Annotated in this window: 13 protein-coding genes; 7 read left to right on the plus strand and 6 right to left on the minus strand. The window is 76.3% G+C overall.

All coding sequences use genetic code 11. From position 1 onward, the window contains the following. The first annotated feature begins 1 nt into the window (after position 1). Complete coding sequence (locus tag Sru01_RS36125) at positions 2–853, plus strand: SWIM zinc finger family protein (protein ID WP_203982700.1); 852 nt, start codon at positions 2–4, stop codon at positions 851–853. 207 nt (positions 854–1060) lie between these two features. On the opposite strand, the gene Sru01_RS05330 is transcribed toward Sru01_RS36125, so the two are convergent. Both Sru01_RS05330 and Sru01_RS35340 read right to left on the minus strand, forming a co-directional pair. Next, positions 1061–3604, minus strand: a complete 2544-nt coding sequence (locus Sru01_RS05330; RefSeq protein WP_203982701.1) for a VIT domain-containing protein — start codon at positions 3602–3604, stop codon at positions 1061–1063. Next, positions 3601–4626 carry a MerR family transcriptional regulator gene (locus Sru01_RS35340; protein ID WP_239136949.1) on the minus strand — a complete coding sequence of 342 codons (1026 nt, stop codon included), beginning with the start codon at positions 4624–4626 and terminating at the stop codon, positions 3601–3603. The genes Sru01_RS05330 and Sru01_RS35340 overlap by 4 nt, the downstream gene beginning before the upstream one ends. 110 nt (positions 4627–4736) lie before the next feature. On the opposite strand from Sru01_RS35340, the gene Sru01_RS05340 reads away from it, so the two are divergent. After that, the gene (locus tag Sru01_RS05340) at positions 4737–5204 is read left to right on the plus strand and encodes a Dps family protein (RefSeq protein WP_203982702.1); all 468 of its coding nucleotides are present in this window, start codon (positions 4737–4739) and stop codon (positions 5202–5204) included. Between the two features lie 70 nt (positions 5205–5274). Here Sru01_RS05340 and Sru01_RS05345 read toward each other — a convergent pair whose 3' ends face one another. Next, complete coding sequence (locus Sru01_RS05345) at positions 5275–8637, minus strand: KAP family P-loop NTPase fold protein (RefSeq protein WP_203982703.1); 3363 nt, start codon at positions 8635–8637, stop codon at positions 5275–5277. Positions 8638–8805: 168 nt separating this feature from the next. Further along, the gene (locus Sru01_RS05350) at positions 8806–9756 is read right to left on the minus strand and encodes a bifunctional helix-turn-helix transcriptional regulator/GNAT family N-acetyltransferase (RefSeq protein ID WP_203982704.1); all 951 of its coding nucleotides are present in this window, start codon (positions 9754–9756) and stop codon (positions 8806–8808) included. A 96-nt stretch (positions 9757–9852) separates the two neighbouring features. Here Sru01_RS05350 and Sru01_RS05355 point away from each other — a divergent pair, with 96 nt between their 5' ends. After that, positions 9853–10866: a lactonase family protein gene (locus tag Sru01_RS05355; protein WP_203982705.1), complete on the plus strand. Its 1014-nt coding sequence runs from the start codon at positions 9853–9855 to the stop codon at positions 10864–10866. A 167-nt stretch (positions 10867–11033) separates the two neighbouring features. Then, positions 11034–12059 carry a 6-phosphofructokinase gene (locus Sru01_RS05360; protein WP_203982706.1) on the plus strand — a complete coding sequence of 342 codons (1026 nt, stop codon included), beginning with the start codon at positions 11034–11036 and terminating at the stop codon, positions 12057–12059. A gap of 53 nt (positions 12060–12112) precedes the next feature. On the opposite strand, the gene Sru01_RS05365 is transcribed toward Sru01_RS05360, so the two are convergent. After that, positions 12113–12988 carry an MHYT domain-containing protein gene (locus Sru01_RS05365; RefSeq protein WP_203982707.1) on the minus strand — a complete coding sequence of 292 codons (876 nt, stop codon included), beginning with the start codon at positions 12986–12988 and terminating at the stop codon, positions 12113–12115. A gap of 332 nt (positions 12989–13320) precedes the next feature. Here Sru01_RS05365 and thiI point away from each other — a divergent pair, with 332 nt between their 5' ends. Together thiI and Sru01_RS05375 are read left to right on the plus strand one after the other, a co-directional pair. After that, positions 13321–14523 carry a tRNA uracil 4-sulfurtransferase ThiI gene (gene thiI, locus Sru01_RS05370; protein WP_203982773.1) on the plus strand — a complete coding sequence of 401 codons (1203 nt, stop codon included), beginning with the start codon at positions 13321–13323 and terminating at the stop codon, positions 14521–14523. 27 nt (positions 14524–14550) lie between these two features. Beyond that, the gene (locus Sru01_RS05375; RefSeq protein ID WP_203982708.1) at positions 14551–15294 is read left to right on the plus strand and encodes an MBL fold metallo-hydrolase; all 744 of its coding nucleotides are present in this window, start codon (positions 14551–14553) and stop codon (positions 15292–15294) included. Positions 15295–15318: 24 nt separating this feature from the next. Here the strand turns inward: Sru01_RS05375 and aroF are convergent, their stop codons facing one another. Continuing rightward, positions 15319–16353 carry a 3-deoxy-7-phosphoheptulonate synthase gene (gene aroF / locus Sru01_RS05380; protein WP_203982709.1) on the minus strand — a complete coding sequence of 345 codons (1035 nt, stop codon included), beginning with the start codon at positions 16351–16353 and terminating at the stop codon, positions 15319–15321. Positions 16354–16698: 345 nt separating this feature from the next. Between aroF and Sru01_RS05385 the strand changes: the two genes are divergently transcribed. Then, on the plus strand, positions 16699–17307 hold the full coding sequence (locus tag Sru01_RS05385) for a molybdopterin-dependent oxidoreductase (protein ID WP_203982710.1): 609 nt from the start codon (positions 16699–16701) through the stop codon (positions 17305–17307). Positions 17308–17374: the final 67 nt, after the last annotated feature.

Below are 17374 nucleotides of genomic sequence, written 5' to 3' on the forward strand. Positions count from 1 at the left end.
GGTGCCGGTCGGCCGGGACGGCTGGTTCGAGGGTGGAGCCCCCATCCGGGTGGAGGGCGGCATCCGGGCGCGCAGCAGGCGCGGCAGCATCGGCGAGCAATGGTGGTCCCGCCGCTTCGTGGACATCCTGGAAGGCGTCTGCGACGCCGGCCGGCTTGCCCGCGGCCGCTCCTACGCCCGCAAGGGGCAGGTGCTGGAGATCGAGGTGTCCGCCGGGCTGGTGGCCGCCCGGGTCCAGGGCTCGCGGCCCGAGCCGTACCGGGTCGCGGTCCGCGTCCCGGCGTACGGCCCGCGGGAGTGGGCGGGCATCGTGACCGCGCTGGCCGGCCGCGCGGTGTACCGGGCCAAGCTGCTGGCCGGCGAGATGCCGCCGGAGATCGAGGAGGTGTTCGCCGGGCTCGGCCTGCCGCTGTTCCCCGCGGGCCCCGGCGAGCTGGAGATGACGTGCTCGTGCCCGGACTGGGGGCACCCCTGCAAGCACCTGTCGGCGGTGCTCTACCTGCTGGCCGAGGCGTTCGACGACGACCCGTTCCTGGTGCTGGCCTGGCGCGGCCGGCCGCGCGAGGACCTGTTGGACGCGCTGCGCGGGGAGCGGGCCGGGCCGGCGGACCCGGCGGACCCGCTGGAGCCGGCGGTCCCGGACGAGCCGCTGGCCGCCCGGGCGGGCGACTTCTACGCCGCGCCGGTGCCGCTCGGCCGGCTGCGCCCGCCGGCCGCCGGACCGGCCGCGCCCGCCGGCCTGCTGCTGCGCCTGCTGGAGCCCCCGGCCGTCAAGATCCGGCACATCCCGCTGGTGGACCTGCTGCGCCCGGCCTACCGCGCCCTCCCCGGCGAGCCGGACCCGCCGCGCTGACCCACCGCGCTGACCCGGCGGGCGGACCCGGCGGGCGGACCCGGCGGCCGGACCCGGCGGCCGGACCCGCCGCGCCGAGCCGCCACGTTAACCCGGCGGGCGGACCGCCGCGTTGGCCCGGCAGGCCGGACCCGGCGCGCGGTCCGTGGCCCGTCCGCGCCGGGTCGCGCGGCCTTCCCGGCCGGTCGAGCCCGCCGGCCGGGCGGGTCAGGAGCGCTTCCAGAACGGGCCGCGGCGCGGCGCGGGGGCGGAGCCGCCCCCGGCGTGGCCGGGCCCCCTGGTGCGGCCGGTGCCGGCGGTCAGCTCGGTGAGGACCGTCACCGCGCGCCGCCACAGCGCCTCGACGTCGGCGCCCGGGCTCTCGGCCGCCGCCAGCTCGCCGGCCAGCGCGGCGAGCCGCTCCTCGCCGCCGCCCAGGTAGGCCGCGAGCGCCGACAGCCGGCTGCCCAGGTCGGCCAGGTGGCGCCGCCGCTCGCCGTCCGGGCGGGACGCCAGGTCGCGCAGCCGCGCCAGCTCCTCGGCGAGCTGGGTGGCGACCGCCTCCAGCGGCCGGCGGATCGGCGCGGGCGGTGCCATGGGCGCCAGCGGCGCGGCGAAGCCGCGGTCGGCCGCCTTGCGCGCGAACCTGGGACCGCCGCCGGCGGCCGGCCCGGCCGGCACGATGGCCGGCCCGCCGGGCGCCGGGGCCGGACCGCCGGGCGGTGGCCCGGCCGGGCCACCGAGGGGCAGCTCCGCCTCGACGGCCCACCAGTCCGGCGCGGCCGGCGCGGCGGCCGCCGCCGTGGTGAAGGCCATCGGCGCCGCCGCGGCCATCGGCACCGGCGGCCCGGCCAGGTCCCAGCCGCTCGGCGCCTCCACCGGCTGGACCACCCGGTGGCCCGGCCCGCCCTCGGCGACCACCCGGGAGTCGGCCGCGACGAAGGCGGTGAACCGGCACAGCACGCCGTGGCGCAGCGAGGTGCCGACGATCTCCCGCTCCAGGTGGTGGTCCCCGGTCGCGTACCGGTCCTCCAGGGCGCGCAGCCGGGCACGCGCCCAGACCGCCCGCGGCGCGTCGCCCTCGCCCGGGACACCGGCGAGCCGCCGCTCCCAGGGGCCGCCGTCCGCGCCGGTGCCCCGCACGACGACCGCGCCCCGGGCCGGGCCGCGGAACCGGCCGGAGACGGTGAGCGGCACCCCCGGGTACAGCGAGCCGAGGTGGGTGACGGTGCCCGGCAGCACCTCCAGCCCGTCCGGGACCAGCGACAGGCCGGTGACCAGCGGCGAGCCGATCCGCCGGTGGATGTGCTCCATGGCCTCGTCCAGCCGCTCCTCCGACTCCACCAGCTCGCACCGGCCGGCGCCCAGCCCGGCCAGCCTGCCGAGGAACCCGGCGTTGACCGCCCGGTCGATGCCCACCGTGTGCACGCGCACCGCGGCCAGCCGCGCGCCGAGGCGTTCCAGGATCTGGTCCTCGTTGCCCACCTGGCCGTCGGTGACCAGGACGAGCACCCGCTCGCGGCCGTCGTCGGCCAGCAGGTCGAGGGCCTGCTCCAGCGGCTGCAGGATCTCGGTGCCGCCGCGCGCCTCCAGCCGGGCCAGGTGCTCCACCGCCCGGAAGCGGTTGCGGTCGGTCGCCTGGACCAGCCCGGCCGCCAGCTCCGCGGGCCGTTCCACCACCGAGTCGAACGACAGCACGGCGAACCGGTCGTCGCCGGTCAGCGTGTCCACCACCCGGGCGGCGGCCCGCCGGGCGGCGACCATCTTCCAGCCCGCCATGCTGCCGGACCGGTCCAGCAGCAGGGCGACGTCCCGGGGACGCGGCGCGGCCGCCGGGGCCTCGGGCACCACGGTGAGGACGAAGGTGCCCTCGCCGTCCGGCCGCCCGCCCTCCGGGCCGGACGCCGCACCCGCGGCATGCCCGGCGTCGCCGGAGACGTCCGGGACGCCGGAGACGTCCGGCGCGTCGGGGACCAGGGCGAGCGCGGAGGAGGCGTCGAGGGCCAGCCGGAGCACGAAGTCGCGGTCCAGCCGCTCGTCCGGGCGCAACCGCACCACCCCGTCCCCCTGCTCGACCGCGTGCAGGCTGGAACGCATCTCGCGCAGCCCGAGGCCGGCCGGGTCGACGTGGACCTCCAGCGAGAGCCGCACCGGGCTGGGGAACCCGGGCAGCAGCACCGGCGGGGAGAGGCGGGAGGCGTCCGGCACCGCGTCGGTGTCCGGCACGGTGCCGTCCCCGGCGGGCGGGCCGGGCAGCGGAGCGCCCGGGACGTAGCGGGGCGCCACGACCAGCGGGAAGCGGAAGGTGGCCGCGCCGTCCTCGTAGGGCAGCGGCTGGCTGAGGGAGAGCCGTACGGTCACCCGCTCGCCGGGCAGGATGTTGCCAACGCGCATGGTGAACACGTCCGGCCGCTCCTCCTCGGCGATGGCGGCGCGGCGGCCCTGGGCGATCGCCTGGTCGTAGTCACGCCGGGCCGCGGCCCGCTCCTTGAGCACGCCGTCGATCACCCGCTCGTCCGCCTCCATCCGGAAGGCGGTCACCGCGGCCCGGTCGGGCAGCGGGAAGATGTAGGTGGCCTCCAGCGGTACGTCGTGCGGGTTACGGAACCCCTGGACGACCTGCACGCCACCGGTCAGGCCGGTGACGCGGGCGGTCACCTCGACCCGCTCCAGCGGCAGGTTGCCCTGCTCGGTGCGCAGCGCGCCGAGACCCGCGTCGTCGGGCAGCGGCCGGTACTCGCCGGGCCGGAGCGGAGTGATCTGGACGGTCATGACGTCTCCTTGGGCGTGGCGGTCCCGGTTTCGGGCCGGGGAGCGGTGCCGGCGGGCGGCGGGCCGCCCGCGCCGGTCGTCTCGGTCGTCTCGGTCAGGTCGGTCAGGTCGGGCGGGCCGGCCGCGAGGCCGAGGTCGCGCAGCGCGGCCAGCAGCGGGCCGGCCGCCCGGCGCAGCGCGGCGACGTCGCCGGCCCCGGGCGGGCGGCCGCCGATGAGCAGGGTCACCTCCGGGGCGAGCGGCACGCCGTGCAGCAGCCCGGCGACCTCCAGGGGGGCCGCGGGCGGGGGCGGCCCGCCCGGCGGGGGAGCGGCGGGCCGGCGGCCGTACCAGGCGGGGGCGAGCGGGGCGAGCCGGTCGGGCGGAGTGGCGGGGGCGAGCCGGTCGGGCGGAGCGGCGGGGACGCCGGGCCGCGCGATCGGCACCGGCTCCGGTGCGGGCACCGGGGGCGGCCCGTACCGGCCTGGCGGTTCCGGCGGCCCGGCGAGCGGGGGAGTCGCCGGGGCATGGGGTGCCGGCGGGACCGGCAGGGCCGACGGGCCGGCCGGCGGTGGGAAGGCGGGCGGCGGTGGCGAGGCGGGCGCCGCCACCGGGCCGGCCGGCCGGTCGGCCCAGAACCGGGGACGGGCGGGCGCCGGTCCGGCGGCCGCCTCGCCGTCGAGGGTGGTGGCCGCGGGCGTGGCGGCGGTGGGGGCGGCGGGGGGCGCGGCGGCGGGCAGGCGTGCCACCGCGGCCAGGCCCGAGTCGGTGGCCCCGGCCAGCTCGGCCTGGATCTCGGCGATCGAACGCCCTTCGGCCTGCCGCCGCTTGATCGCCACCAGCTGGAGCAGGTGGCGCCGGCCGTACAGCGCGACCCGGCCGCGCCGGGTCAGCGGCGGGTCGAGCAGCCCGATCGTGGTGTACCAGCGGATGAGCCGCTCGTTGGGCACCTCGCGCACCCGGCCGCTGGCCGGCGGCGCGTCGCGGCGCAGCGTGGCCGCCGCGTGCTCCGCCAGCTCGGCGATGGTCCAGATGTCGCTCATGTGGTCATACTGACACTGCAATTATGACACTGTCAACGTTTAGTCCGAATCGTAGCGGTTACGCCGTGATAAGACGGATTTGCCGCGCTCGATCGGAGGGGAGACGACTCATGTCGCAGATCACCAGCCCGCTGCCCGCGGACAAGCAGAAGACCACCGGGGAGGCCCTGCAGGGTACGGTGATCGACCTGCTGGACCTGTCGCTGACGGGCAAGCAGGCGCACTGGAACCTGATCGGCCGCAACTTCCGGGCCCTGCACCTGCAGCTGGACGAGATCGTTGCGACCGCGCGGACCTACGCCGACTCCGCGGCCGAGCGGGCGGTGGCCATCGGGGTGAACCCGGACGGCCGGGCGGCCACCATCGCCAGGGACAGCCGGATCGGCGGGCTCGACGCCGGCTACATCGAGGACGGCAAGGTCGTGTCGGCCTTCACCGACATCCTCGGCGGGATCATCGGCCGGATGCGCGAGCGCGTCCAGGTCACCGAGGAGGCCGACCCGATCAGCCAGGACCTGCTGATCGAGATCACCCAGGAGCTGGAGAAGCACCACTGGATGGTCCAGGCGCAGCGCTGACCGGCCCGGCCGCCGGGCGCGGGTGAACAGGCCACCGGACCGTGGCGTCGCCGGGCGGCGCGGGCCCGGGTCACAGCAGTTCCCGGGCCAGCCCGGCGACCGGTGGGGCGGTGGCCAGCAGGGCGCGCAGCGGGTCCCAGCGCCCGGCCCCCGCCCGCGGGCCGCGCAGCAGCCCGGCCTCGACCAGCGCCAGGGTCCACTCCTCGGTGCCCGGCCGGGCGGCCGCCCGTTCCAGCAGGCCGAGCACGGTACGCCCGGCGACCGGCCTGGCACCGGGCGGCCCGCCCCCCGCTTCGGCCGGCTCGCTCGTCCCGGCCGGCGGGGTCGTCCCGGGCCGGCCGCCCGATCGGAACAGGGTGGCGGCCGAGGGATCGGTTCCGGCCGGGGCGCCCGGCTGCGGGGCGTCGCGGGCGAGCAGGGACAGCAGGTGCGGCCACCGGATGGTCAGCACGGCCAGCTTGGCCACCTCCCGGTCCTCGGCGCGCGGGGCCCCCGCCAGCGCCCGCCGGTAGGTGACGAACGAGTAGAACCGGAAGACGTTCACGTATCGCTTGAGCTCCCGCGGGTTGCACATCGCGAGCGCGGGCAGCATCCGCTCGATGGCGGCGTAGGCGTTCCGGTCGCTGTAGAGATCGTCGTACACCCGGTCCGCGGCCAGCCGCACCGCCGCCGACAATCCGCCGATCGCGCCGTCCCCGTCCTCGGTGTCCGCGCCGGTGGCATCCCCGGCGGGCCGCTCCGCGCCTGTCCCGGAACGGGCGCCGTATCCGGTGGGCGAGGGCGACCCGGGCCGCTCCGCGGCTGTCCCAGAACCCTTCCCGCCGTCGCCGTCGCCGTCCCGGCGCGCCTTCCGGCCCGCGGCGGCGGCGCCGGCACCGGCCCGGTCCACCGGGCGTGCGGAGCCCGTCGAGCGGGCCGGGTCCGCCGGGGCGGCCGGCCGCGCCGGGCGTTCGGAGCCGGCCGACTCCTGCACCAGCCTGGCCACCGCGTCCAGCGTCTCGGTGGTCGGCGCCAGCGCCCGGATCGCCGCCTCCATCCGGTCCACCAGTTCCGGATCGGGCCGGGCCGGTCCCGTCGCGGGCCGGGCGTCCGCGCCGCCCTCGCCGGGAGGACCGGGCGGGCCGCCGGCCGGCGGGGGCGCCTCGGCCGGAGCGCCCACCTCCAGCAGCCCGCGCAGGTAGTCGGGCACCTCGCCGTCCGGCAGCGGCACGCTGAGCGGCAGCTGGACGATCTTCTCCAGGAACCGCCAGCCGAGGCCGGACCGCTCCTCGGCGTCCGGCGGCAGGGTGCGGGCCAGGTCCCGGTAGGCCGCCTCCACGTGCGCCGCGACGATCTCCGGCTCCATGGCCAGCACGAACACGCAGTTCGGGAACTCGCCGGCCAGGAAGAGGTTGACCGCCTCGATCACCTGCGCCACGGTGCCGGGCGTGCAGCGGTCCAGGTCGTCCACGAACACCACCAGCGGGCGCCGCTCGGTGGCCACCATGCCGAGCACCCGCCGCATGTCGGCCTGCACCAGGTGCAGGAACCCGGCCTTCGACCGGTAGCCGGGATCGGGCGGCAGCCCTTTCACCAGGTCCGGCGCCGCGCCGAGCAGGTCGGGCTGGCGGACCAGCCGCTGGAAGGCGCCGTCGGCGGACTCGCCGAGGAAGCGGCCCAGCCGCACCACCGCGGCGCCCAGCACGATCAGCGAGCCGCCCGAGCCGGCCGCCGCCGCCACCGCGGTGAGCGCCGGCCGCAGCGCGGGCATCAGCGCGGAGGCGGCCAGCGAGGCCAGGGTGAGCAGGACGACCGCGCCGAGCGCGAAGGCCACCGGCAGCAGGCGGGTGGCGGCCAGATGGTAGGCCCGCCGGCGCACCGCCTCCCGGTCGATCCGCGCCAGGTTGAGGGTCAGCCAGAAGCGTTCCCGCTCGCCCCGGGGCAGCCGCCCGGTCACCTGGCTGATGATCTCGTGGGCGAGCCCGGCCCACACCTGCTCCCCGCTCTGGTACATCCACGGGTTGAACCAGACGGTGGGCCGCCAGTCGGCGTGCCGCAGCGGCAGCTCGCCGGGCACCGCGTACTCCGTGCCGCCGTCCCGCGGGGCCCGGGTGCGGGCGAGCACCTCGGCGTTGGTCACCTGGCCCGATCCGCCGCGCAGCCGGTCCAGGTGGATCTCGGCCGGCCGGTCCTCGGCGGCACCGGGATCCAGCAGATCCTGGACCATCCGCATCAGCGACGTCTTGCCCGCCCCCCACGGGCCCTTGACGCCGATGGTCAGCGGCGGCCGGGTGCCCGGGTGGCGGACGAACGCCGCGATGGCCTCGGCGTGCACCCGGTGGCCGAGCCGGTCGTGGATGGTCCACCGGTCCCCGGTTAGGCGGGCGTGCGGTCGCACCGCGCGGTGCTCGGCCCGGTGGCGGCGCAGCACCGCGGACACGTGCGCCAGCTCCTCGGCGGGCAGGCGCGCGGCGGCCGCCCGGCGCACGGCCGGGTCGGCGAACGGGGTGTCCCGCCCGAGCAGGCCCCAGCCGGCCAGCTCGCGCAGCGCCTCCTCGGGCGGGGTGCCCTCGGTGAGCAGCCGGGCCAGGCCCGGGGTCAGCGGCTCGTCCTCGCCCAGCAGGGCGGCCCGGCGCAGCAGTTGCCTGGCGTCCTCGCCCAGGTGCACGTCGTAGATCCGGCCGGCCAGCTCGGCGGCCGAGGCCGCCGGCACCGCGTCGCCGAGGACGGCCAGCCGGGCGAGGGCGGCGTCGAAGGCCGGGCCGAGGTCGGGGACCCGGGCCCGGGCGGCGGCCACCCCGATCAGCTCGCCCTCCCCGTAGGTGAGCAGGTACGGCCGGCGGTCGCCGCCGAGCTCGGCGTAGCGCTCCTCGGCGTAACGGTGCAGGTCGCCCACCGTGACGGTGCCGTCGCCGTCCAGGTCGGCGTCCCCGGAGATGATGCCGTCGGCGATGACGCCGGTCAGGGACGGCGTGCGGCCCGGGCGGGTGCCGGGCAGCGCGGCGCTGGTGGTGAGCGCCGCCGCCGCGGCCACCGGTTCGCCGCGCACGCGCAGCCGGCCCACGCTCTCCTGCGGCTGGTCGGGACTGGCGGTGACCAGCCAGCCGAAATCCACCACCAGCAGCAGCGCGGCCCCGTCGGACCGCTCGACCCGGCGGGCGAACTCCTCCATCAGCGCGCCGAACTCGCCGCGTCCCCAGCCCGACTCGGTCGACCAGCGGACCAGCAGCAGGTCGCCGGGCTCGACGGTGTCCAGGAAGGCGCCGACGCCGTGCCGGTCGGCGGCGCCGCACCCGGCGGTGCGCACCGCGTATCCTTCGGCGGTCAGCGCGTGCACCAGCCGCCGGTCGGCGCCGCCCGCCGGGCCGGCGCCGGTCTCGCGGTCCAGGAAGACCAGGGCCTTGCGGGCCCTGATCGTCGGTGCCGGCGGCGCGGAAACGATCAGCGAGGTCATCGGCGGGCTCCCCTGGCCGCCGGCACGCCCGGCGCCCCCGAGACGCCGGGGCCGTGCAGCGGCGCTGGCACGCATCGTGACAGACCCGAGGCCGGTCCCGGCGGCGGCCCGGAATCCCCATCCCGCCCCTTTACCGGAAATTTCCCCCGTCCGCTGCCGGTGAGCCGATCACAGGTCCCGGGACCAGGTCTCGTTGGTCACCGTGGTGCCGCCCCACGGGACGCCGGGCTCGCTCTCCTCCAGCCGGAAGCCCGCGCGCCGGTAGATGCGGCGCGCGGCGGCCAGGTCCGCCACCGTCAGCAGCACCATGCGCCGGTACCCGGCACGGCGGGCGAACTCCACGCACTCGTCGACCAGCCGGCCGCCGATGCCCATGCCGCGGGCGGACGGCTCCACCAGCAACAGCCGCAGCTTGGCGGTCCGGTCGTCGTCCCCGCGCGCGCAGCAGACCGATCCGGCGGGCCGGCCGTCCACCTCGGCGATCCACAACGCCTCCCGGCGCGGGTCGTGGCCTTCGGCGAAGTCGGCGGCGATCCGCGCGACCAGCCCCTCGAAGGTGTGGTCCCAGCCGTACTCCTCGGCGTACAGCACCCCGTGCCGGTGCACGATCCAGCCCAGGTCGCCGGGTCGCGGCGGCCGGATCACGTACGGCGTGCCGGACGCCGGGCGCGGTGCGTCGCCGAGCACCTGGCGGATGGCCGCCATGGCGGTGGCGAGCCGCCGGCGCTCGGCCGCGCCGAGCGGGTCCAGCAGCGCGCCGACCGCGCTCGCCGAGGCGGCGTTCAGCGTGTCCAGCTCGGCGCGGCCGGCCGGGGTGAGGCGCAGCACGTGCCGCCGCCCGTCGGCCGCCGAGCGCTCGCGGGCCAGCAGCCCGCCGGCCTCGAACCGGGCCAGCATCCGGCTGAGGTGGCCGGCGTCCAGGTCGAGCAGCCGGCGCAGCTCGCCGGTCTCCATCTCCGCGCGCGTCCCGAGCTCGTACAGCACGCGCGCCTCGGTGAGGGAGTACGCCGTGTCGTGCATGCGGGCGCCCAGCACCCCGATCACCCGCGTGTAGAAGCGGTTGAAGGCGCGGACCTCCGCGACCTGCCCGTCAACCGTTGCTTCGGTCAACTGATTCATTGCCGAAGTCAAGCATATTTGCCGGCGAAGATCCAGGGCACCGCCGGTCCCCGTATCGGTGAGGGCGGCCGGGCGGCGGTCGCTATCCTCGATCACATGACATCCGGGGACGACCTGCTGTACATCGGCGGCTACACGCCGGGCACCGGAGGGTCGGGCCCCGGCCTGACGGCGGCGCGCCGGCGGCCGGACGGCACGCTGGAGGCGGTGGCCGAGACCGCGGTGCCCGGCCCCTCGTTCCTCGCGGCGCATCCGGCGCTGCCCGTCCTTTACGCGGTGCTGGAGGAGGAGCAGGGCGCCGTGGCGTCCTTCGTCACCGGCTCGGGCCGCCCCGAGCCGTCGGCCCGGGTGCCGAGCGGCGGCTCCCACCCCTGCCACCTTGCGGTCGACCCCACCGGCGCCTGGCTGGCGGTCGCCAACTACGGTGACGGCACGCTCGCGCTGCGGCCGCTGGACGCCGCGGGGGGCTTCGCCGGCGAGGCGCTGCTGTTCCCGCACCACGGCCACGGCCCCGACTCCGGCCGCCAGGCCGGCCCGCACGCCCACCAGGCGGTCTTCGGGCCGGACGGCGTGCTGTACGTCAGCGACCTGGGCACCGACGAGATCCGCCGCTACACGCTGGCGGGCCGGCCCGCCCCGCACCCGGACGGCCCGGTGCCGATGGCGCCGGGCAGCGGCCCGCGCCACCTGGCCTGGCACGGCGGGCGCTGGTACGTCGCCGGCGAGCTCGACGGCACCGTCGCGGTGTACGACGACCGGTGGCGCTGCCTGGGCCGGGTACCGGCCAGCGGCGCCGCCGGCCCGAACCAGGTCTCGCACATCGAGATCTCCGCCGACGGCCGCTTCGCCTACGTCGGCAACCGCGGGCCGGACACCGTCTCGGTCCTGGAACTGGGCGGCGGCGCGGGCCCTGGGGTCACCCGGGTGGCCGAGGTCGGCTGCGGCGGCCGCTGGCCCCGGCATTTCGCGCGGGCCGGCGGGTACATGTACGTTGCCTGCGAGCGGTCCGGCGTGGTCACCGTGCTGGAGATGCGGGACGGCATCCCGGTGCCGGCCGGCGAGGCCTGCCAGGTCGGCAGCCCGACCTGCGTGCTGCCTCGGCCGGTCTAGCCCCGGCCGAGGCCGCCGACTTGCGCCCGGGCCTTGGTCTAGACCAATCTGGGACGCTGCGGCACAATGCCATGCGTCGGCGGCCCCGGGAGTGACCGGTGGGCGTTCCGGTGGTCCTCCGGCGCGTCATAGTCTGACTTTGAACACCCCATCGGGAGGAACCCGCCATGCGTATCGGAGTGCTCACAGGGGGCGGCGACTGCCCCGGCCTGAACGCGGTCATCCGCGCCGTCGTCCGCAAGGGCATCGGCACCTACGGCCACGAGTTCGTGGGCTTCCGGGACGGCTGGCGCGGCCCGCTGGAGGGGGAGACGATGCCCCTGGAGATCCAGACGGTCCGCGGCATCCTCCCGCGCGGCGGCACCATCCTCGGGTCCTCGCGCACCAACCCGATCAAGATCGACGGCGGCGTCGACCGGATCAAGAGCAACCTCGCCGAGACCGGGGTGGACGCCCTCATCGCGATCGGCGGCGAGGACACCCTCGGCGTGGCCAAGCAGCTCTTCGACCGGGGCGTGAACGTCGTCGGCGTGCCGAAGACGATCGACAACGACCTCAACGCCACCGACTACACCTTCGGCTTCGACACCGCCGTCAACATCGCCACCGAGGCGATCGACCGGCTGCACACCACGGCCGAGTCGCACCACCGCGCGCTGATCTGCGAGGTCATGGGCCGGCACGCCGGCTGGATCGCCCTGCACGCCGGTATGGCGGCCGGCGCCAACGTCATCCTCATCCCGGAGAAGCCGTTCGACATCGACAAGGTGTGCGCCTACGTCGAGAGCCGCTTCCAGACCCGCTACTCGCCGATCATCGTGGTCGCCGAGGGCGCGCACCCGGTCGAGGGGCAGATGGCGCTGCAGGCCGGCGAGCTCGACGCCTTCGGCCACGTCCGGCTCGGCGGCATCGGCGAGCAACTCGCCCAGGAGATCGAGAAGCGCACCGGCAAGGAGGCCCGCACCACCGTGCTCGGCCACGTGCAGCGCGGCGGCACGCCGAGCGCGTTCGACCGCGTGCTGGCCACCCGGTTCGGCCTGCAGGCGATCGACGCGGCGCACGAGGGCGACTACGGCAAGATGGTCGCGCTGGTCGGCACCGACATCGTGCGCGTCGGCCTGGACGCCGCCACCGCCGAGCTGAAGACCGTGCCGGTCTCCCGCTACGAGGAGGCCGAGGTCTTCTTCGGCTGATCCCGCCCGTCCCGCCCGCCCCCGGCCGCGTCGGCCGGGGGCGGCGGTGTTTCTCAGCGGCCGGGGCCGGCGGGCGGCCGGAACAGCGAGTCCGCCGGCGGCCCGGCGGGTGCGGCCGGCGGGTGCGGGCCGGGGCCGGCGGCGTCCGCCGCCCGGCGCGCCTCCAGCCGGGCCAGCAGGGCGTTCTCGCTCTCCAGTTCCTGCCGGGACGGCGAGAGCAGCACCACCAGGAGCAGCGCCAGCGTCACCAGGCTGATCAGGACGAGGAGCGGGAGCAGGAAGCTGAGCGCCGTGGCGCCGTGCTCGGCTCCCGCGGCCTGCGGCCGCACCGGCGAGACGCTGAGCGAGAACATGCCGGTGTAGTGCATGCCGCAGACGGCCACCCCCATGATGAGCGCGGCGCCCGTCGTCGGGAGCCAGCCCTCGATCCGGGTGGTGAACCACAGGGCCACGGTGGCGGCGGCGACCGCGATGAGGACCGACACGACGACCAGCACCGGGTCGTAGTCCATGGCGGCCGGCAGGTGCATCGCCGCCATGCCCATGTAATGCATGCCCGCCACGCCGAGCCCGGTCAGCAGCCCGCCCGCGACGAGCGCGGCGGGCCGCCCTCGGCTCCACGCCACCACGCCCAGCCCGACCCCGACCATGAGGACCGCGACCGCGGCGGACAGGACGGTCAGCGGCACGTCGTAGCGGATCTGGGCTCCCGGCACGCTGAAGCCCATCATGGCGATGAAGTGCATCACCCAGATCCCGGTGCCGCCGATCGCCAGCGCGGCGGCCGCCAGCCACCGCGTCCGGGCGGCGCCGGCCGTGCCCCGCGCGCGCGTGGCCAGCAGCAGGCCCAGCAGCGATCCGAGCACCGACATGACGTACGCGGCCACCGGAGTGACCGCGCCCTGGGAGAAGTGATTGATATGCCCCACGAACCCTCCTTGCCGGACGAACCGCCAAACAGCGTTCGATCCATCTGAATCCAGACAATAGACCATTTGGAGCGTTATAAGGCTCAACTCCGTGATTCGACGGTCACTGACCGTCCAAAGTGGGTGACCCGTTACCGGCGGGTCAGGGCGCGGCGGCGGGCCGGTCGCCGGGCGGCGCGCCGCGGTACGGCCGGCGGGGTCCGTCCATCGGCGATCCGGGATAAATTGGTGGGTGCTCCGGCCCGCCCCTCCGCCCGGGGCCGGCGTTCCCCTAGTCCCGCACCGCCAGTCCCACACCGTCCCACACCGCCCGGAGGCGACCCGTGCCCGTGCTGACCCCCTCGGCCCTGGGCGAGCCCTGCGTGCTGCTCAAGCTCGGCGAGATCGTGCTGAAGGGCAAGAACCGCGAGATCTTCGAGCGCAGGCTGCAGAACAACATCAGGACCGCGCTGAAGAGTCTCGACATCAAGGTCGAGATCCGCCAGCGGCACGGGGTCATCGCGATCCTGCTGCCCGAGGCCACCGGCGCGGCGGCCGCCGACGCGGTCGCCGCCCGCGTCGCCGACGTGATGGGCGTGGTGTGGATCCACCGGGCCTGGCGGGTCGCCAAGGACGTCGAGGCGGTGACCGCCGCCGCCCTGGAGCTGGTCGCCGGGCGCCCGGAGGTCGAGCGACAGGCCACCTTCGCGGTCCGCTCCCGCCGCCGGGACAAGCGGTTCCCGCTGCGCTCCAACGAGCTCGACCGGGTGGTCGGCGGCGCGATCAACGACAAGTACGGCCTGCCGGTGCGGCTGAAGGACCCCGAGCTCACCGTGCACATCGAGGTCGACCGGGACGAGGTGTTCGTCTTCTCCGACGCGGTCCCCGGCCAGGGCGGCCTGCCGGTGGGCATGAGTGGCCGGGGCCTGGTGCTGATGTCCGGTGGCATCGACTCCCCGGTCGCGGCCTACCGGATGCTGCGCCGCGGGCTGCAGGTCGACTTCCTGCACTTCTCCGGCATCCCGTTCACCACCTCCGAGTCGATCTACAAGGCCTACGCCCTGGTCCGCGAGCTCGGCCGGTTCCAGGCCAAGGCCCGGCTGCTGGTGGTGCCGTTCGGCAAGGCCCAGCAGTCGCTGCGCTCCTCCGGCGCCGACCGGCTGCAGGTGGTGGCCCAGCGCCGGCTGATGCTCAAGACCGCCGAGGAGGTCGCCCACCGGTTGCGGCGCCAGGTGCTGGTCACCGGAGACTCCCTCGGCCAGGTCTCCTCGCAGACCCTGCAGAACATCACCGCGCTGGACGACGCGGTCGCCATGCCGATCCTGCGCCCGCTGATCGCCATGGACAAGACCGAGATCATGGCCGAGGCCCGCCGGATCGGCACCCTGCGGATCTCCGAGCTGCCCGATGAGGACTGCTGCAGCCTGCTCGCCCCCCGCAAGGCCGAGACCCGGGCGCGGATCGACGACCTGCGGCAGATCGAGCGGCGGCTGGACGCCGAGGAGCTGGCCGTCCGGCTCGCCGACTCCGTCCAGGAGTACCGCCTCGACGCCTGAGCGGGCCGCCGCACTAGTCTCGGGCGCATGCGGATCACCATTCTGGGCGGCTGCGGCGCCTGGCCGCGGGCCGGCGGGGCGTGCAGCGGCTATCTGGTCGAGCACGAGGGCTTCCGGCTGCTGATCGACCCGGGCTACGCCACCCTGCCGGTGCTGCTGCGGTACCTGCCCGCCGAGCGGCTGGACGCCGTGCTGGTCAGCCATGGCCACCCCGACCACTGCGCGGACCTCAACCCGCTGCTGCGGGCCCGCGCGCTGCGCGACGACCCCGCGCCGCCGCTGCCGGTGCACGCGCCCCCCGGCGCGCTGGACGCCGTGCTCGCCCTGGACCGGCCCGGCATGCTCGACGCCGCCTGCGCCCGGCGCGACTTCACCCCCGGTGAGACCTTCGAGGCCGGGCCGTTCCGGGTCGACACCCGCCTGCTGCCGCACTGGGTGCCGAACGCCGGCCTGCGGCTGGCCGCCGGCGGCCGGGTGCTCGCCTACACCGGTGACACCGGGCCGAGTCCCGAACTGGAGCCGCTCGCCCAGGACGCCGACGTGTTCCTGGCCGAGGCCAGCCACCCCGAGGTGGTCCCGGCCGACTCCGCGGCCTTCCTGTCGAGCGCGGCCCAGGCCGGCCGGACCGCGGCCCAGGCCGGCGTCCGGCGGCTGCTGCTCACCCACCTGATGCCCGGAACGCGGCCCGGCGACGCCCTGCGGGCCGCCCGCCGCGCCTACCCCGGGGACACCCGGGTCGCGGCGGGCGGCCTGGTCGTCGACGTGGACTGACCGAGGCGGCCGGCGGCGGCGCGGTCAGCCCGCGGCGGCGAGCGCGGCGGGCACCCGGCCCACCATGGGCGGAAGGTCGGTCATGATCGCGGCCAGCTCGGCGAGGTCGTCGTCCACCAGCGCCTGCGGGCCGTCGCACAGCGCCTGCTCCGGCCGCGGATGCACGTCGATGATCACCCCGTCGGCGCCCACCGCGATCGCCGCCCGGGTGAGCGGCAGCACCAGGTCCCGCCGGCCGCCCGAGTGCGAGGGGTCCACGATGACCGGCAGGTGCGACAGCCGCTGCACCACCGGCACCGCCGAGATGTCCAGGGTGTTGCGGGTCGCCGTCTCGAAGGTGCGGATACCGCGCTCGCACAGCACGATGTCGAGGTTCCCGCGCTGGGCGATGTACTCGGCCGCCATCAGCCACTCCTCGATGGTGGCGTTCATGCCGCGCTTCAGCATCACCGGCCGCCCGGCCGCGCCGACCGCCTGCAGCAGCGCGAAGTTCTGCGCGTTGCGGGTGCCCACCTGCAGCATGTCGGCGTAGGAGGCCACCAGCTCCACGTCATGGGCGTCCACCACCTCGGTGACCACCGGCAGCCCCGTCTCGGCGCGCACGTCGGCCAGGATGCGCAGGCCGGCCTCGCCGAGCCCCTGGAACGCGTACGGCGAGGTGCGCGGCTTGTAGGCGCCGCCGCGCAGCAGCGTGGCCCCGGCGGCCTGGGCCATCCGGGCGGCGGCCAGCGTCTGGTCGGGCGTCTCCACCGCGCACGGGCCGGCCACCAGGGTGGCGGTTCCCGGGCCGATGGGCACCCCGCCCACCCGTACGACCGACCGATCCGGATGGTGGTCCCGGCTGACCAGCTTGTACGGCGTGGAGACGCGCATGACGTCGGCCACCCCCGGCATGGTGCCGAGGTTCAGCGCGCCGAAGTGCGCGATGTCGCCGATCAGGCCGATGATGGTGCGGCTGACGCCCCGGCTGACGAAGGCGTCGCCACCGGCGGTGACGACCAGGTCGACGACGGCGTCGACGTCCTGCTGGGTGGCTTCGGGAGCCATGACGATGACCATGCTGCTGCCTCTTCTCCGGTCGAGAGCTGCCCTTCCCGGGGCCGGTCGGGCGGCGGGCGCCGGCCGGTACGGCCCGGGAAACGACGAAGGCCCCGGATCCTTGGTGGACCCGGGGCCTTCGCCGACGTTCGCCTATCGGCGCAGCGTCTGGTGGCGAGCGGTCCGCTCCACGGGTCCGTCGCCATACCAAAACACCAGCGCCTCATGCATCACGGGCCATGGTAGCGCACCGCCCGCCGGGCGCGCCGGACCGGTGCGGTGATCCGGGGGCGTCCCGCCCGGCGGTCCGGGGCATACCGGGGTGCCGGTGCCGCCCGGCCGGGCGCGCGATGGCAGGATTGCCGCGTGCCGGATCCAACCGAGGAAGATCGACTGCCTCCCGGGCAGTACGTCCCCCGCGGCCGCCCGGTCGTCCACTACGGCAGGGTTCCGGGCTTCCGGCCGGAGCGCTGGAGCCTGTCGGTGTTCGGGGCCACCGCCTCGGGGGAGGAGACCCGCCTCAGCTGGCCGGAGTTCTCCGCGCTGCCACAGGTCACCGTGCTGGCCGACCTGCACTGCGTCACCAGGTTCTCGCTGATGGGCAACGAGTGGTCCGGCGTGCCGGCCGGCGCGCTGCTGAGCGCCGTACCGCCCGCTCCGGGCGTGGCGCACGTCATGGTCTGGGGAGAGTACGGCTACAGCGCCAACGTGCGGATGGCCGACTTCGCTCGCGACACCACGCTGCTGGCCACCGGGCTCGGCGGCCGGCCGCTGTCGGCCGAGCGCGGCCACCCGGTACGTGCCGTGGTACCGCACCTTTACGCCTGGAAGAGCGTGAAATGGGTGCGCGGGGTGGAGTACCTGACTGCCGACCGGCGCGGATTCTGGGAGGAACGGGGCTACCACAACGTCGGCGACCCCTGGCGCGAGCAGCGCTACTCCTACCAGGAGGACCCGGGCGAGGGCCCGCCCTGATCCGCCGCCGGCCCGGCGTACTCGCCGCGTTCCGGCCCGATCACATATCGTGACCGATTACGGTTGC

The organism is Sphaerisporangium rufum (assembly GCF_016863395.1).
Taxonomy (GTDB): Bacteria; Actinomycetota; Actinomycetes; order Streptosporangiales; family Streptosporangiaceae; genus Sphaerisporangium; species Sphaerisporangium rufum.

Excerpts from the sequence above, each read along its gene's own strand:
- Sru01_RS05330 (WP_203982701.1), bottom strand. The coding sequence starts at position 3,604 with ATGACCGTCCAGATCACTCCGCTCCGGCCCGGCGAGTACCGGCCGCTG.
- Sru01_RS05355 (WP_203982705.1), top strand. The coding sequence starts at position 9,853 with ATGACATCCGGGGACGACCTGCTGTACATCGGCGGCTACACGCCGGGC.
- Sru01_RS05375 (WP_203982708.1), top strand. The coding sequence starts at position 14,551 with ATGCGGATCACCATTCTGGGCGGCTGCGGCGCCTGGCCGCGGGCCGGC.
- Sru01_RS05340 (WP_203982702.1), top strand. The coding sequence starts at position 4,737 with ATGTCGCAGATCACCAGCCCGCTGCCCGCGGACAAGCAGAAGACCACC.
- Sru01_RS35340 (WP_239136949.1), bottom strand. The coding sequence starts at position 4,626 with ATGAGCGACATCTGGACCATCGCCGAGCTGGCGGAGCACGCGGCGGCC.
- Sru01_RS05360 (WP_203982706.1), top strand. The coding sequence starts at position 11,034 with ATGCGTATCGGAGTGCTCACAGGGGGCGGCGACTGCCCCGGCCTGAAC.
- Sru01_RS05350 (WP_203982704.1), bottom strand. The coding sequence starts at position 9,756 with ATGAATCAGTTGACCGAAGCAACGGTTGACGGGCAGGTCGCGGAGGTC.
- aroF (WP_203982709.1), bottom strand. The coding sequence starts at position 16,353 with ATGGTCATCGTCATGGCTCCCGAAGCCACCCAGCAGGACGTCGACGCC.
- Sru01_RS05345 (WP_203982703.1), bottom strand. The coding sequence starts at position 8,637 with ATGACCTCGCTGATCGTTTCCGCGCCGCCGGCACCGACGATCAGGGCC.